The sequence below is a fragment of the Streptomyces sp. NPDC005648 genome, assembly GCF_040605395.1.
Lineage (GTDB): Bacteria > Actinomycetota > Actinomycetes > Streptomycetales > Streptomycetaceae > Streptomyces.
This window is the reverse complement of sequence record NZ_JBEXCS010000036.1, coordinates 23,786-38,478: the sequence shown is the minus strand read 5'-3', so window position 1 is coordinate 38,478 and position 14,693 is coordinate 23,786. Positions and strand designations below refer to the sequence as shown.

The following is a 14,693-nucleotide window of genomic DNA, read 5'->3' as shown; positions in this document are numbered from 1 at the left end:
AGTTCACCGAGACATCAGCTCAGCAGGTCGATCGCGTCGATCGAGGTGCCGGCACTGAGGAAGGACGTCGACCCCGAGCCGCTCGCCACGTAGATCTTCAGCGTGTTGTACGCGCTGGTGTCCGTCAGCCAGGCGGACGCCGGCACGCTGTAGGTGAACGTGTAGTTGTTGCCCCGGTACGAGCCCACGGTCAGCGACCGGGTGCTCGGCTGGGAGGGCGGTGAGGGGACGGCGGAGGTCCAGGTGTCGTTGACGACGACCTGCGGCCGGCCGTTGGCATAGGCCGTCGTCACGCCGATGCGCAGGGTGTGCGCGGCGGCGGCCTGGGCGGCGGTCAGCCTGAAGTAGACGATGATGCCGCTGTTGACGTCCTTCCACAGGTAGCAGGGGAAAGCAGAGGTCTCCGTGCCGCTGCCGATCACCACGTTCCCGGTCCAGGAGGAGGCACGGACATCGGACGGATGCGCGTACGTCATCAGGTCGGCGTTCTTGAAGCCGCCGGGTGTGCCGTCCCAGTTGTTGATGCGCCAGATCACGCTCGCGTTGCTCGGGTCGTTGGAGGACGGGATCGCGATGGTGTTGAGCGTGGTCGTCCCGCCGGCGGTGACCGTCACCGAGGTGGTGTGGACGGCCAGTTCACCCTTGAAGACGGTCAGGGTGTACGTCCCCGGCAGAACACCCGCGATGGAGAAGTAACCGTCGGACGAACGCGCCGAACCCCAGTACTGCGCGGCCGAGTTGGCGAGCCCCACCGTGTACGCGTACGACGTGTCCCGCCCGGTGATCCCCACGCCGGCGACCTTCCCGCGCCCGCCGGCCGCCACGTACCCGGAGATGCCGAGGGAATCCGCCCAGGAGGTGGTGAGGTTGGCGTGGTACAGCGAGGAGGAGGGCGCTCCGCCGTCCGTGAAGGCGATGACGTACGGGCCCTGGAGGCCGAAGCGCTGGGCCTCTGTCTGGTTCTCGCCGTAGTAGAGGATCTCGTACAGGCCGCCGCCGTCCGCGCTCTGATGGCGCAGCAGGGAGCGGTAGAACGGGCCGCCGGAGGCCTTCTCGTGGTTGGAGCGGACCATCCACAGGCCGACGCTGCCGGTCGTCCAGCCGATGTAGTCGTAGTCGATCACCCGGTGCTTCGAGTAGTGCTTGGAGCGGGTCTGGCCGTCCGACTTGGCGAAGACGTCCGAGGCCTCGATCGTGCTGGTGGTGTACGTGTAGGAGTCGGGCTCGTCGTTGAGGAACTTTCCCGCGTTGACGCGGACGATGTAACGGGTTGCGGAAACGGAGTCGTCGGCCTTGTTGGTCCACAGGTAGACGTTGTTCTCGCCGCTGCGGGCAGCGTAGTAGTGCTTGAGCGTGCCGTACGAAACCGATATCAGGATCGTCGATCCCGACTGGCCGATCGTCACGGTCGAGGTGCCGAGGCCTGATTCGATGTGCGAGTTCTTGCCGCCGTAGCCCTGGTACTCCGTGCCCTTGTAGACCAGCGAGGTCAGGTCACCGTTGGTCTTGCTGACCTTGAAGACCAGACTGGCGCCGGTGTCGACGACGTAGTTCGAGCCGTCGTCGCTCCAGCCGAAGCTCGCGGCGGACGCGGACGGGGCGAGGGGTCCGGCGAGCGCGGCCGTGCCTACGGCGGCCGCCGAGCCGAGGACGAAGGTGCGGCGGCCGACCGGTCTGTTGGGGGTGTCGGACATGGGGGTGCCTCCCTCGGGAACCGTGGGGGTGCGAGTGGTTGTGAGAGTGACAGTTGAATCGATTTCGCGAAAGGGCTTTCGCGTGCGGGAGGTTGGCAATCTTGTGAAATTGGTCCTGAGACTAGAAAGCGCTTGCCGATAGGGGTACGGTCCAGCCGCCAGGCCCTGTCGTCCTGCCGTCTCCCCGGAGGGATTCGCGAATGAGACGTTTCAACCTCGCCGTCCTGGCGGCGCTGACCCTGAGCGCCGTCCTGACCCCGGCACCGGCCCAGGCACACGGGGGACCCCGCCCCCTCGGCATCGACCACTGCACCGCCACCGCCTGCCACTTCGACGTCCCGCCCGGCACCTACGACGTCAGGGTCCTCCTCGGCGGCGAGAGCGACTCCAGCACCGCCATCGGCGGCGAAACCCGGCGTTCCCTGCTCCCCGAGACCTCCGCCGCGGCCGGCGAACGCGTCACCCGCAGCTTCACCGTCAACGTCCGCACACCGGAAGGCGAACCGACGGGACCGGACGGGACCGGCGGGCTGGATCTCACGATCGGCGGCTCGGCCCCCTCGCTCGCGGACATCCGCGTCACTCCCGCCCGCCACCCCCGCCAGATCTTCCTTGTCGGCGACTCCACGGTCTGCGACCAGCCCGCCGACCCGTACTCCGGATGGGGACAGCAGCTCCCGCAGTTCCTCCGCAAGGGCCTGTCCGTCGCCAACTACGCGGACTCCGGGGAGAGTACGGTCACCTATCTGGGGAACCCGCAGCTCTGGGGCACGGTGCAACCCCTGATCCGACCCGGCGACCTGGTCCTCGTCCAGTTGGCGCACAACGACAAGACCACCGACGAGGCGACATACCGCGCCAATCTGGAGACACTGGTGGCAGGGGTGCGGGAGAAGGGCGGTCGGCCTGTCCTGGTGACGCCGATCGTCCGTCGGTGGTTCAATGCCGACGGCACCTTGAACAACAACACCGCGCTGCTGGTAAACGGTCTCGGTGTGGACCATCCTGCTGTCATCCGCTCGGTCGCGGCCGCGGAGGACGTACCACTGATCGACCTGACGGCGCGGACGAAGGCGTTGGTGGAGGCCCTCGGTGTGGAGGGCTCCAAGGCGATTTATCTCTACAACGATAAGAAGGACAACACCCACACCTCCGTGCACGGCGCCACCGTGTACGCGGGCCTGGTGCGTGACGAACTCGTCGCACAGCACCTGGTGCCCGGGGGCCTGGTGCGGGTGGAATGAGCCCCTGGGGCGTCCCGACCGGAACCGGGGCGCCCCAGGCCTGTACCGGCGCCCGGGGACGCGGCGACGGCACCGACGCCGCAGCCACACCCGCTGAAAAGAGAGCCATGCACCTGCCCTCCGCCGATCACACCCTGAGCCCGTACACCGGTTACACCCGTTCCCACTGGGAGGCGGCGGCCGACGCCCTGCTCGCCGCGGTCGAGCCGTACGCGACGGATGGCGGTGCGCTCTATCACTTCCCCGGGGACCGCCAGAGCTGGTCCGGTCGGCTCTCCGACGGCCTGGAGGGCTACGCCCGCACCCTGCTCCTCGCCGCCTTCCGCAGTGACGAGACGGCGCTGGAGCGCTATGCCGAGGGCCTCGCGGCCGGAGTAACCGGTATCTGGCCCCGCATCGAGGACCGCGGCCAGCCGCTCGTCGAGGCCGCGTCGATCGCCTTGGCGCTCAGGCTGACGCGCCCACTGCTGTGGGACCGCCTGGACGACGGCGTACGACAGCGGGCAGCGGCCTGGCTCGGCGACGCGCTGACCGCCGAAGCCTGGCCCTGCAACTGGGAGTTGTTCCCGGTCACGGTCGGCGGATTCCTCCACGAGATCGGTTACGAGACGGAGGCGTCCCGCAAGGCGATCGATCACGGCCTCGAGCGCATCGAGAACTGGTACGTGGGCGACGGCTGGTACACGGACGGCGACGGCCGCAAGTTCGACTACTACAACGGCTGGGCCATGCACCTCTACCCGGTGCTGCACGCCCGGCTCGCCGACGACGAGCGGCTGCTGGATCTCTACGGCGGGCGGCTCTCCCGCCATCTGGAGGACTACGCGCGCCTGTTCGGCGGCGACGGCGCACCCATGCACCAGGGCCGCTCGCTCACCTACCGCTTCGCGACCACGGCCCCGCTGTGGCTGGGCGCACTGTCCGGACGTACGCCGCTGACGCCGGGGCAGACACGACGGTTGGCGTCCGGCGCGCTGAAGTACTTCCTGGAGCGGGGCGCGGTGGATGAGCACGGGTTGCTGACCCTCGGCTGGCACGGCCCCGACTCCGCCGTCCTCCAAGGCTATTCGGGCCCCGCCTCTCCCTACTGGGCGAGCAAGGGTTTCCTCGGTCTGCTCCTCCCGGAGAACCATCCGGTGTGGACGGCGACGGAGGAACCGGGCCCGACGGACCGCGCGGATGCGACCACTCCGGTCGGTCCGCCCAACTGGCTGCTGCAGTCCACGAGTTCGGACGGCGTCGTCCGCCTCCACAACCACGGCAGCGAGGACGTCCGTTACGACCCCTACTACACGCGACTCGCGTACTCGACGGTGACGGTGCCTTCGACGTCGTACGACAACAGCGTGATCGTCGGGGAGGATCCGAGCCGCACGGAGATCGAGCCGCTGGGCGTGGGGGAGGGATGGGCGGCCTCCCGGCACACGGCCGGTGGAGGCGCCCGGGTGACGAGCGTGGTGGTGGCGCGTGGGGCCGTGGAGGTGCGGGCGCATCTGGTGGCGGGGGCCGTGCCGGGGACGCCGGTGCGGGTGACCGGGTGGGCGGCGGCGGAGGGGGTGCGGTCCGAGCTGCTGCCGGCCGTCGGACTGTCGGAAACGCTGACCGGCGTGACCGGCGAGGGCGACACGCTTTTCGTCGCGCTCGCTCGGCTCACCGGAGACGCGGACGCGGTGCCGCTGGGGGAGACCGTGAGCGTTCTGGCGCACGGACCACGGCAATTGACCGTCCGCTGGTCCGAGGGGCCCGAGGTGCGGATTCTGCTGGGGGCGCCCGGGACCGGGATCGTCGTTGCGCCCGACACCGCGGAATGAGCGGGCGCTGCCGTCGGCCGTCCGGGGCTCCCCGTGGAGGTGTTGCGCCGGACGGCCGAGCGGCTTAGCCGGGTCCGTCGTCCTCATCAGAGGGTGAGCCGGGCGATCCTCAGGGTCTTCGAGGTGGGGGAGGCACCGTTCAGCGGGGACGCGTACGACGGTGTCACCGGCACGTATGCCCAGGTCAGCGTCCCGTCCTTCAGGACCGCGAGATCCCCGGTGATCCGGGCCTGGACCACCTTGTCCGGGCGCTGGAACCTTCCGTTCCAGTCGATGAGCCGCAGATGTGTTCCCGTGAACGTGCCGGTGCAGGTGCCGGCGCCGCACTTCGCGTTCTTCAGGGACTCCCAGGACAGCAGGAGCCGGTCCTTGCCGTACGGCGCGAGGTGGACGTCCACATGTTCGGTGCCCTTGGCGCTGGTGAGGTAGATCGCCTTGCCGGGACCGGAGTTGCGGTTCTTGAGGAAGGCGACCGCCACCTGGTGGGTGCTGGTCTTCGGGGTGACCGTCCAGCCGCGGCCCGAGGAGTCGGCCGCGTTCTTCTTCGCGGAGGCCGCGCCACGAGAGGCGAAAGCGGTTGCGTAACGGCCGGTCGACGAGCGCACCAGGTCGCCGGTGCGGCCGGGGAACGTGCCGCCGCAGTACCCCGCCCAGCACTGCTCACGCTGCACGACCGGCGCCACGTCCGGCGCGCCGATGCCCGTCGACACGAACAGGCCCGAACGCCAGTCGTCGAAGCACAGTGAGGTGAAGGCGCCGGTCTTCTCGGCGTGCAGCGCGATGCCCTCGTTGTGGCTGCAGCCCCAGCTCCAACCGCCGCTCAGCTTCGCGCCCTTGCCGCTGATGTAGGACAGCTTGTCGCCGTAGTGCCCGTCGGCGAAGCCGCCCGCGCCGTGCACGACGAAGTACGCGCCGTACTTGGAACCGTTCCAGGTGAGCTGGCCGTCGAGAGTCGGGGACGTGTCGTGGGAAGCGGTTCCGGTGAGTTTCGTACGCCAGCTCTGTTTGCCGTTGCTGTAGCGGATGAGCGCTGCCGCCGTGTCGTGCCACTTGTTGGTGTCGGCGACCCGGGTGAGCAGGGCGAAGCCGTCGTTGTGCGCGACCAGACCGCCGACCTCCTTGGCGCCCTTGACGACGGTGTCCGCGCCCGAGCGCTTCCCGGCCGAGTTCAGCGGTGTGACATGGACGCCGTCCGCGGCCGGCCAGGCCACACGCAGGGTGCCGTTCGGGGCGACCGCGGTCGCCGTCCGGGTCCACTCGCGTGTGTTGTTGTAACCGGCTGACAGATAGGGGAACTTCGCCGGAAGGCTCACCGAGGTGGTGGAGACCGTGAGGTCGCCCGCGGTGGTCGTCGAGGCGCCGGCGGTGGCGTACCAGGCGCCGAGCAGTGCGGCGGTCGCGGCGAGTCCGGCGATCACGGGTGTGCGGGCGACCCGGACCCGGCGATGAGACGTCGTGCGTCTTGCGGATGTCATGTCCCCAGGTCGGCGCGGGCCGTAAAAAGGTTGCCGCTCGTGACCGGGCTCACGACAATCGCGCGCATGACCTCTTCCATCCGCCATGTGACGATCGACTCAGCCGACGCCTATGCGCTCGGGAGCTTCTGGGCCCAGGTGCTCGGACAACCTCTGCAGGACGACGACAAGCCGGGCGACCCCGAGGCACTGATCGCCGGCGCAGGTCTTCTGTTCGTCACCGTGCCGGAGCCCAAGTCCGTGAAGAACCGTGTCCACTTCGACCTCCAGCCGCAGGAACACAGCCGCGACGAGGAGGTCCACCGCCTGCTCGCCCTCGGCGCCACACTGGTCGACGACCGTCGCAATCCGGACGGCACGGGCTGGGCCGTCCTCGCCGACCCGGAGGGGAACGAGTTCTGTGTGGAGCGGAGTGCGACGGAGCGGGGCGTCTGAGGCCGCCCGGGAAACCGATTCACCTCCCGCACACTTCGGCCGGCACCGAAGCAACACGCGCCTACCGTGCCGCCATGACCGAAAGCCCGCAGAAAGCGTCTGCTCCGTCCTCGCAGGAAGCGCCCGTCCGGTCCGTGAGGGAAGCGCCAGCCCCACCCGCGCCGGAAGCCGACGTCCGACCCGTACAGGAAACCCGCTCCCAAGCCACGCAGGACACCCACGCCCAGCCCGTGCCGGAGACCGACGCCCAGTCCGTTGCCGGCCAGGAGCCGCAGCCCGACCGGTGGCACGCCTCCGCCGGCATCACAGAGGCGGATCTCGCGCCCTTCACCCAGGAGGACCTCGACGAGGCCGGCGGCAGGCTCACCCGGCTCGCCCTAGACGCGCTCCCCGACATACAACTCGACGACTCACCGGGTGAAGGCTTGAGCTTTCGTGAACTCGCCCGCCATCTCGGAGGATCCACGTACTACGCCGACGCCGTGGGGGACCTCGCATGACGGCGTTCGCGGACCTGCACCGCACCGAGCGGCCCCTGCTCCTGCCCAACGCCTGGGACCACGCCTCCGCAACCGCCCTCGCCACACAGGGATTTCGCGCGATCGGAACGACCAGCCTCGGTGTCGCCGCGGCCGTCGGACTGCCCGACGGCGCCTCCGCGACCCGCGACGAGACCCTCCGCCTCGCCCTGTCCCTCGGCGACGGCCCCTTCCTGCTGTCGGTCGACGCGGAAGGCGGCTTCAGCGAAGACCCGGACGAGGTGGGCGAGTTCACGCGGCAGTTGTGGACGGCCGGGGCCGTCGGCGTCAACCTGGAGGACGGCATGGGCCCCTTGGAGCGCCACATCGCGAAGATCGCCGCCGTCAAGTCCGCCGCACCCGACCTCTTCGTCAACGCCCGGACGGACACGTACTGGTCGGGAGAAGTGAGCGGAGACGACGGCATCAGCGAGACACTGCGGCGGCTCGACGCCTACCAACAGGCAGGTGCAGACGGCGTGTTCGTCCCCGGGCTCATCGACCCCGGGACGATCGCCGCCCTCGTCCGGCATGTCCAGGTACCCCTGAACATCCTCTACTCGCCCACCGGCCCCACCCTTCCCCAGCTCGCCGACCTCGGTGTGCACCGTGTCAGCCTCGGCTCGCTGCTGTACCGGCGGGCGCTGGGGGCCGCCCTGGAGACGGTGGCCGACGTTCGGGCCGGGCGGACACCCGCGGGCCGGGCACCCTCGTACGACGAGGTCGTCCACCGTGACCGGGCGTGATCTTCGGCAGGCTAACGCGCCAGTGGAGCGCCGGGGTCGTCGAGCGGGGCCAGGGTCCGGGCGAGTCGCTCGGCGTAGGCGACCGGGTGCTCCATCACGCCGAGATGTCCACCGGGGAGCTCGACGAACGAGCTCTTGGAGTGCTCGGCGAGGAACACGGCCGTGCGGTGGAGGAGTTGGCCGCGGGAATCGGCACCGGCAGCCAGGGTGAGGCGGGCAGGGGAGGCGGCAAGGGCGTCAGGAGCGGGCGTGTATCTGGTGAAGTGCGGCAGGACGCGGGTCAGGAAGATGGCCATGGGAATGTTCAGCTCCTCGTCCGGCGCGGGAGGTTGTGTCACAGCCTGCTCCCGCGGCTCCTGCCCGGCCAGGAAGGCGCTCATCCGGTCGCCGGCCGCTTCCAGTCCGGCGGCGCGGTAAGTGTCGTACACCTCAAGGAACTTCGCCTGTTGGTGTGCCCCGTCCGGCAGTACGCCCACACACGGCGGCTCGTGCGCGACGATGTGCCGAAGCCGCTGCGGGTGCCGGACGAGCAGATCGAGTGCGGCGATCCCGCCGGCGCTGATCCCGAGGACGTAAGCCGACTCCCCTTCCGGGAGCACCTCATCGAGCACTCGGGCCGCGCCGTCGCTCCAGTCCTGTGGCCTCTGGTCGGCGACGGGCTGTCCCAGGCGTCCGTGACCGAGGCCCAGCGGATCGTGGGTGACGACGGTGAAGCGGTCGGCGAGGGCCTCCGTCACCGGGCCGAGCCCCATGGGGTGCCCGGCGCCACCGGGGACGATCAGCAGTACGGGTCCGTTGCCCCGCACGTCGTAGTGGAGTTGCTCAGTCATGGTTCTGAGTTCCTTCCCGGGGCCAGTGTTCGAGGGCGATGTGCAGTGCGTCGACCGCTTTCTCCCAGGACCGCCGCACCTCACGCGCAGCGCCGAATCCCCCGGTCGCCTCGAGGGCGCAGTAGCCGTGGAAGGTGCTGCGCAGCAGGCGGACGGCGTCGGTGAGGTCGGGCTCCTGGAGGCCGTAGGCGCGGAGCATGCCGTAGGTGATCTCGGCGGTGCGGCGCAGTTCGGGGGAGTCCGCGATGAGGGACTGGTCGATACGGATCTGGGTGGCGGCGTACCGGCCGGGGCGCGTCAGCGCGAACTCCCGGTAGGCGTCGGCGAATGCCGTCAGCGCGTCCTTGCCGGCCCGGCCGGCCACCGCGGTCGCGATGCGGTCGATCAACTCGCCACCGGCCAGAAACGCCATCCGTGTGCGCAGGTCCTGGAGATTCCGGATGTGCGAGTACAGGCTCGCGTCCCTGACGCCGAAGCGGCGGGCAAGGGCGGAGAGCGTGACGTTCTCGAACCCGATCTCGTCGGCGAGGTCGGCGGCGGCCGCGGTGATGCGGTCGGGGGTGAGACCGGCTCTGGCCATGGCGATCCGGATCCTTCCTAGAGGGTCTAGGAAGAAAACTAGCTGACCGAGGTTGCTCCCGGCGACCGGTTAACCTGCTCATGGCCCGGCCGGTCCGCCGGCGCGGGCGTTAAACACGCTCAGCCGCTCGGAGTGGACCGGTCGCTCGGAGTGGACCGATCGCTCGGAGTGGATCGGTCCAGCGATGAGGACCGGCCCGTCGCCGCGGACTGCGTGCCGAGCTCGCCGACCCGCGCTCCCACGTGCGCCGGATCCCGTCCGTCGCCCGCGCACCGCCACACGGGGTGACTCTCGTCCTCACTCAGGTGCATCCCACGGTCGTGCGCCGCGCATACCGGCCACGCCTGCCAGAGCCGCTCGGTAACCGTGTCCTGCGCGGCCTCGGCGACGGCGGCAAGGGCGGCAAGGGGATCGGGGTGCGGCTCGGCGGGGTCGTGCCGGAGGTGCTCGCCCCACCACTCGCCGTTCGCCAGGGTGACGTGGACGATCTCCGGTCCCCCTTCCTCCCAGGGCGGCAGGGCCATGAGGCGGAGCGGTCTCTGATCCGGCAGGGTCGCGGCCACGTCCCGGTTGACCAGGGCCAGGGCCTCGTCCCACGCGGGATGGTCACCGGGCTCGACCTGGCGTGGGCTGGGGTTTCCGAAGCGTCCGTACATGGTGGCCATCCTGCACGAGGGGTGCCGGCCGGGCGTCGGCAGCCTGCGCTGCCCCTTCGGAACGGCGCGTGAAACCGCATTCCCGGCATTCCTCTACGACCTGTTTCCGGCGAGTGCCCGGTGCCGGTGACCGCCCCGCAGATGACGCAGCGCCGACCTCGCCGCGAACGCTCCGCACATTCCGTGCGCCCCGGCCCCCGGAGGGGTCGCCGCGGAGCACAGGAACACACCCGGTACGCCGGTGCTGTACGGGTCGAGGGCCGGCCGTGGGCGGCCCATGAGCTGGAGGACGGTGTTCGCGCCGGTGACGATGTCCCCGCCGACGTAGTTCGGGTTGTACTCCGCGTAGCCGGCCGGTGAGCGGACCGCTTTGTCGAGGACCCGTTCCCGGAAACCCGGCGCGAAGCGCTCGATCTGCCGTACGACGGCGTCGGTCGCGTCGCCGTCGTAACCGTGCGGCACATGGGCGTACGTCCACACGGGATGGACGTCACCGTTCGACCGGCTCGGGTCGGCCAGGTACTGCTGGCCGACCAGGACGAACGGCCGCTCCGGCATCCGCCCCGCGCAGACGGCCCGTTCGGCCGCGGCGACCTCCTCGAAGGTGCCGCCGAGATGGACCGTCCCCGCATGTCGCGCCGCTTCGTTCGTCCACGGCACCCCGCCCTCGACCGCGAAGTCGACCTTGAAGGCGCCGGGCCCGTGCCGGTAGCGGCGGTAGGCGCGAGCCACCCGCGTCGGCAGCCGGTCGCCCAGGATGTCGACCACCGCACCCGGCGCTGTGTCGAACAACACCACGTCGGCCGGTGGCAGTTGGGCGTACGAGCGCACATGGAATCCGGTCTCGACACGTCCGCCCAACTCGGTCAGGAGCGAGGCCAGCGCGTCGGTGATCGCCCGCGATCCGCCCTCGGCCACCGCCCAGCCGTGCCGGTGCCCGGCCGCGACGATCGACAGCCCGATCGCGGCGGTCGCGGGCCGGTTCAGAGGCCGGAAGGCGTGCGCCGCCACCCCGCCGAACAGGGCACGGGCCTGCTCGCCGCGCCACAGCCCGGCCACCGTGCCGGCCGGCAGCAGGGCCGGAATCCCGAACCGGGCCAGCAGGAAGGGGTGGTGGGGGACGCGTGCGAGCGGTCCCATCATGTCCTCGGCCAGCCCGTCGAAGCCCTCGGCGAGCGGCCCGAACAGCCGTCGCCACCGGGGCCCGTCGATCGCGCCGAGCCCCTCGGCGGTCTCCGGCACCGACCGGCGCAGCACCCCCGCGGCGCCCGAGTCCAACGGGTGCGCACAGTCGATCTCCGGCAGCCGCCAGCGCAGACCGTGCCGTTCGAGACCGAGCCCGCCCAGAAAGGGTGAGCCCACCGTCATGGGGTGGATGGCGGAGCAGTGATCGTGCAGCAGACCGGGTGTCAGCTCGCTGGTGCGGGTTCCCCCGCCGATCGTCCGGGCCGCCTCCAGGACGGTCACGTCCACGCCCTCGCGGGCCAGCAGGACGGCGGCCGCGAGACCGTTGGGACCGCTTCCCACCACGACCGCCGTGACCATGGGACCCTCCTTGACGAAAGCGTCGAAAACGCCTCCAGGGATGGTAGGCCTCGGCCCGTCCGGCAGAGGACGAACGAAATTACCGTATAGGTGTGAATCGACGGTCGGGAAACCGTTTCTGCGCAGGCCTCCGCGTCAACTGAACTTCTCCAAAAGGCAGTTGACGTCCGAGGTCCACCGGACGGCGAGCGTATGCCGATTGTCGGTGCGGTCACCCCGGCGGGTGGAAGTGTGCGGTCCAGTGGGCCCACTCCCTGGCCAGCCGCCGACCGGTGTCGTACGGGCGTCCGGAAGCTGGGCGCATGCCCAACCTTGTATCCCTACGGGGACTTCTGCGAGCCGCCGCCGCGGCGCTCGTGCTCGTCGTCGCGCTGCCGGGAAGTGCCCTCGCCGTACCCGGTGATCTGGACCCGTCGTTCGGTACCGGCGGAAAGGTCCGTGTCACCCGTGGCACGTTCGCCGACGGGCAGGACCTGGCGGTCCAGGCCGACGGCAAGATCGTCACGGTCGGCACCAGGCAGGATCCGGTGAACCTGGACGACGAGTTCTCCGTGATGCGGCACAACCCGGACGGCAGCGTCGACACCTCCTTCGGCAGCGGCGGCGAGGCGCTGACCGACTTCGAGGGCGGCGACGACGTGGCCGAGGGGGTCGCGATCCAGTCCGACGGGAAGATCGTCGTGGTCGGACGCACCCAGAAGACCGCGGACGAGAACGCCGGCTGCTGCTGGTTCACGGTGGCCCGCTACAACACGGACGGCACGCTCGACACCGGTTTCGGCGGCGCCGGCACCGGCTGGGTCATTCCCGGACTGGCCGGCGGTGCCGAGGACGCGGCCGCCGTCACGGTGCAGCCGGACGGGAAGATCCTGGGCGGTGGCACGGCCGGGGGCGAGTTCGCGCTCGTCCGCTATCTGTCCAACGGCACTCCGGACGGTTCCTTCGGCGGGGGTGACGGTCAGGTGACCACCTCGTTCCAGGACGTGGGCGGCGCCACCGGGAACGACATGGCGCTCCAGCCCGACGGGAGGATCGTCATGGCCGGCTACGCGGGCGAGACCTCGTTCGACTTCGCCGCGGCCCGCTACAACCCCGACGGCAGCCTCGACACCACCTTCAGCGGCGACGGCCGGGTCACCACGGACCTGGGCGGATACAACTTCGGCGAGACCGCTGTGGTGCAGTCGAGCGGGAAGATCGTCGTTTCCGGATCGACCGGCAGCAACTTCACACTGATCCGTTACAACGTCGACGGCACTCTCGACAGCGGTTTCGGCACGGGCGGTGTGGTCACCACGAGCTTCGGCACCGGCTCCGCGGTGCAGGACCTCATGCTCCAGCCCGACGACCGCATCGTCGCGGGCGGTACCGCCGGCGGCGACTTCGCGCTCGCCCGTTACAACGCCGACGGCACCCTGGACACCGGTTTCGGCACGAACGGCCGGACGACGACCGACTTCGGCACCGGCGACATCGTGAACAGCCTCGCCCTCCAGCCGGACGCCAAGATCCTCGCCTTCGGCGACGACAGCGACGGCGACCGAGCCCTCGCCCGCTACCTGGGCGGCACGGGCACCCCGCCGCCCCCGGCCGGTGTCGACCTGTCGGTCACCAAGACCGGGACGAGCACCGTCAGCATCGGCGACCGGGCCACGTACACCATCACGGTCACCAACAACAGCACCACCGCCACGGCCACCGGCGTCTCCCTCACCGACACCTTCACCGGCCCGGCGGGATCCGTGATCTCGGCGACGCCCTCACAGGGGACCTGCACGACCGCCGTCACCTGCGCACTCGGCACCCTCGCCCCCGGCGCGCAGGCGACGGTGACCGTAGTCGCCGAACCCAGGGCCACCGGCACCCTCTCCGAGCGCGCCTCGGTCACCGCCACCCAGACGGACCCGAACACCGCGAACAACACGGCCACGGCGACGACCACCGTCAACAACGCCCGCGGCTGCACCCGGATCGGCACCAGCGGCAACGACACCATCACCGGCGGCTCGGGTGTCGATGTGATCTGCGGCCTCGGCGGTGACGACACCATCAGCGCGGGCAACGGCAATGACACCGTTTACGGAAACTACGGGAACGACCGCGTCGACGGCGGCTACAACGACGACACCCTCAACGGCGGTCCCGGAAACGACACCTTGATCGGCAATTACGGAAACGACCGGCTGAACACCGTCGACAACGTTTCCGGCAACGACACCGCCAACGGCGGCCCCGGCACCGACACCTGTACGACGGACACCGGGGACACCCGGATCAGCTGCCCCTAGGGATCACCACACCTCCGGGGCACCCGGGCGGCGCCGATCCCACCGGGGCCGGCGCCGCCCGGGACGTCAACCGTTCACGCCCGCGTAGTGGTTCAGACTCCAGCGCCACAGCAGCCTCGCGGCCAGGTACGCGACCACCCCGAGCAGCGGTGACGACGCGGCCAGCCAGTACGGTACGCCCGTGTCGTGCCCGTGCCCGGTCAGTACCGCGGCCGGGAAGTAGGCGACGAAGGCGAGCGGGAGACCGAAGGTGAGCAGACCGCTCACCGCCCTGGGCAGCACGTTCAGCGGATAGCTGCCGAAGGTGCCGAGCAGCTCCTCCAGCCAGCGGCCCCAGTAGTCGGCGGCCGGGAACCGGAGAGAGGCGCAGGCCACCACCGTGAACAGGGCCGCCTCCAGGAGCATCCCACCGACCAGACAGGCGATGAGATACGTGATCCGGCCCGCCGTCCAGTCGAGCTGACTGCGCGTCAGGGCACCGGCCATGAGTCCGACGGCGACGGTCAGGTCACCGATCGCGTTGGTGGGGAAGTACTGCAGCTGCACCTGGCGGTGGACCGGCAGGGGCCGTACCAGATAGATGTCGATCATGCCTTCCTGGATGAACCGGCCCACCCCGTGCAGCCGGCCCAGGAAGAGCACGAACAACCCGTGCGCCAGCATGCGCGTCGCCGGGATCAGCAGTACGTCGGAGCTGTCCCAGCCGCCCATCCCGGTGAACCGGGCCAGCAGCACGGTGGCGAACACGATCACCGACACCTGCCAGATCGCGCCGATCGCGATGTTCAGCAGGAACTCGACCCGGTACTCCATCTGGGCACGGATATTGAGACGCGTGATGCGCCAGGCGATCCGGACGGCGTTCACAGGC

The 14,693-nt window shown here is 70.1% G+C and carries 13 protein-coding genes; 6 read left to right on the top strand and 7 right to left on the bottom strand.

Annotated elements, in window-relative coordinates:
* Positions 1-14: 14 nt before the first annotated feature.
* On the bottom strand, positions 15-1,694 hold the full coding sequence (locus ABZT17_RS21575; RefSeq protein WP_356351070.1) for a rhamnogalacturonan lyase B N-terminal domain-containing protein: 1,680 nt from the start codon (positions 1,692-1,694) through the stop codon (positions 15-17).
* 200 nt (positions 1,695-1,894) lie between these two features.
* Between ABZT17_RS21575 and ABZT17_RS21570 the strand changes: the two genes are divergently transcribed.
* The gene (locus tag ABZT17_RS21570; protein WP_356351069.1) at positions 1,895-2,938 is read left to right on the top strand and encodes a rhamnogalacturonan acetylesterase; all 1,044 of its coding nucleotides are present in this window, start codon (positions 1,895-1,897) and stop codon (positions 2,936-2,938) included.
* Between the two features lie 107 nt (positions 2,939-3,045).
* A complete protein-coding gene (locus tag ABZT17_RS21565; protein WP_356351068.1) occupies positions 3,046-4,749 on the top strand; it encodes a DUF2264 domain-containing protein in 1,704 nt (567 codons plus the stop codon).
* Between the two features lie 86 nt (positions 4,750-4,835).
* On the opposite strand, the gene ABZT17_RS21560 is transcribed toward ABZT17_RS21565, so the two are convergent.
* A complete protein-coding gene (locus ABZT17_RS21560; RefSeq protein WP_356351066.1) occupies positions 4,836-6,224 on the bottom strand; it encodes a hypothetical protein in 1,389 nt (462 codons plus the stop codon).
* A 66-nt stretch (positions 6,225-6,290) separates the two neighbouring features.
* Here ABZT17_RS21560 and ABZT17_RS21555 point away from each other — a divergent pair, with 66 nt between their 5' ends.
* The 3 genes from ABZT17_RS21555 (at position 6,291) to ABZT17_RS21545 (ending at position 7,923) form a co-directional block, all read left to right on the top strand.
* Positions 6,291-6,659: a VOC family protein gene (locus ABZT17_RS21555; RefSeq protein WP_356351065.1), complete on the top strand. Its 369-nt coding sequence runs from the start codon at positions 6,291-6,293 to the stop codon at positions 6,657-6,659.
* A 230-nt stretch (positions 6,660-6,889) separates the two neighbouring features.
* A complete protein-coding gene (locus ABZT17_RS21550; protein WP_356351063.1) occupies positions 6,890-7,159 on the top strand; it encodes a hypothetical protein in 270 nt (89 codons plus the stop codon).
* Entirely contained in the window at positions 7,156-7,923 is a 768-nt protein-coding gene (locus ABZT17_RS21545) for an isocitrate lyase/phosphoenolpyruvate mutase family protein (RefSeq protein ID WP_356351061.1), read from the top strand. Before ABZT17_RS21550 ends, ABZT17_RS21545 begins: the two co-directional genes overlap by 4 nt.
* Positions 7,924-7,934: 11 nt before the next feature.
* Here the strand turns inward: ABZT17_RS21545 and ABZT17_RS21540 are convergent, their stop codons facing one another.
* From ABZT17_RS21540 to ABZT17_RS21525, 4 genes are all read right to left on the bottom strand, one after another.
* The gene (locus tag ABZT17_RS21540; RefSeq protein WP_356351060.1) at positions 7,935-8,753 is read right to left on the bottom strand and encodes an alpha/beta fold hydrolase; all 819 of its coding nucleotides are present in this window, start codon (positions 8,751-8,753) and stop codon (positions 7,935-7,937) included.
* The gene (locus ABZT17_RS21535) at positions 8,746-9,333 is read right to left on the bottom strand and encodes a WHG domain-containing protein (RefSeq protein WP_356351059.1); all 588 of its coding nucleotides are present in this window, start codon (positions 9,331-9,333) and stop codon (positions 8,746-8,748) included. The genes ABZT17_RS21540 and ABZT17_RS21535 overlap by 8 nt, the downstream gene beginning before the upstream one ends.
* Positions 9,334-9,452: 119 nt before the next feature.
* A complete protein-coding gene (locus tag ABZT17_RS21530) occupies positions 9,453-9,989 on the bottom strand; it encodes a hypothetical protein (RefSeq protein ID WP_356351057.1) in 537 nt (178 codons plus the stop codon).
* A gap of 93 nt (positions 9,990-10,082) precedes the next feature.
* Positions 10,083-11,534 (bottom strand): NAD(P)/FAD-dependent oxidoreductase, encoded by a 1,452-nt coding sequence (locus ABZT17_RS21525; protein WP_356351056.1) that lies wholly within the window; start codon positions 11,532-11,534, stop codon positions 10,083-10,085.
* Positions 11,535-11,836: 302 nt separating this feature from the next.
* On the opposite strand from ABZT17_RS21525, the gene ABZT17_RS21520 reads away from it, so the two are divergent.
* Positions 11,837-13,822 carry a calcium-binding protein gene (locus ABZT17_RS21520; protein WP_356351055.1) on the top strand — a complete coding sequence of 662 codons (1,986 nt, stop codon included), beginning with the start codon at positions 11,837-11,839 and terminating at the stop codon, positions 13,820-13,822.
* A 66-nt stretch (positions 13,823-13,888) separates the two neighbouring features.
* On the opposite strand, the gene ABZT17_RS21515 is transcribed toward ABZT17_RS21520, so the two are convergent.
* On the bottom strand, positions 13,889-14,689 hold the full coding sequence (locus ABZT17_RS21515; RefSeq protein WP_356351053.1) for an ABC-2 family transporter protein: 801 nt from the start codon (positions 14,687-14,689) through the stop codon (positions 13,889-13,891).
* Between the last annotated feature and the right edge of the window lie 4 nt (positions 14,690-14,693).

Excerpts from the sequence above, each read along its gene's own strand:
- ABZT17_RS21575 (WP_356351070.1), bottom strand. The coding sequence starts at position 1,694 with ATGTCCGACACCCCCAACAGACCGGTCGGCCGCCGCACCTTCGTCCTC.
- ABZT17_RS21570 (WP_356351069.1), top strand. The coding sequence starts at position 1,895 with ATGAGACGTTTCAACCTCGCCGTCCTGGCGGCGCTGACCCTGAGCGCC.
- ABZT17_RS21565 (WP_356351068.1), top strand. The coding sequence starts at position 3,046 with ATGCACCTGCCCTCCGCCGATCACACCCTGAGCCCGTACACCGGTTAC.
- ABZT17_RS21560 (WP_356351066.1), bottom strand. The coding sequence starts at position 6,224 with ATGACATCCGCAAGACGCACGACGTCTCATCGCCGGGTCCGGGTCGCC.
- ABZT17_RS21555 (WP_356351065.1), top strand. The coding sequence starts at position 6,291 with ATGACCTCTTCCATCCGCCATGTGACGATCGACTCAGCCGACGCCTAT.
- ABZT17_RS21545 (WP_356351061.1), top strand. The coding sequence starts at position 7,156 with ATGACGGCGTTCGCGGACCTGCACCGCACCGAGCGGCCCCTGCTCCTG.
- ABZT17_RS21540 (WP_356351060.1), bottom strand. The coding sequence starts at position 8,753 with ATGACTGAGCAACTCCACTACGACGTGCGGGGCAACGGACCCGTACTG.
- ABZT17_RS21535 (WP_356351059.1), bottom strand. The coding sequence starts at position 9,333 with ATGGCCAGAGCCGGTCTCACCCCCGACCGCATCACCGCGGCCGCCGCC.
- ABZT17_RS21530 (WP_356351057.1), bottom strand. The coding sequence starts at position 9,989 with ATGTACGGACGCTTCGGAAACCCCAGCCCACGCCAGGTCGAGCCCGGT.
- ABZT17_RS21525 (WP_356351056.1), bottom strand. The coding sequence starts at position 11,534 with ATGGTCACGGCGGTCGTGGTGGGAAGCGGTCCCAACGGTCTCGCGGCC.
- ABZT17_RS21520 (WP_356351055.1), top strand. The coding sequence starts at position 11,837 with ATGCCCAACCTTGTATCCCTACGGGGACTTCTGCGAGCCGCCGCCGCG.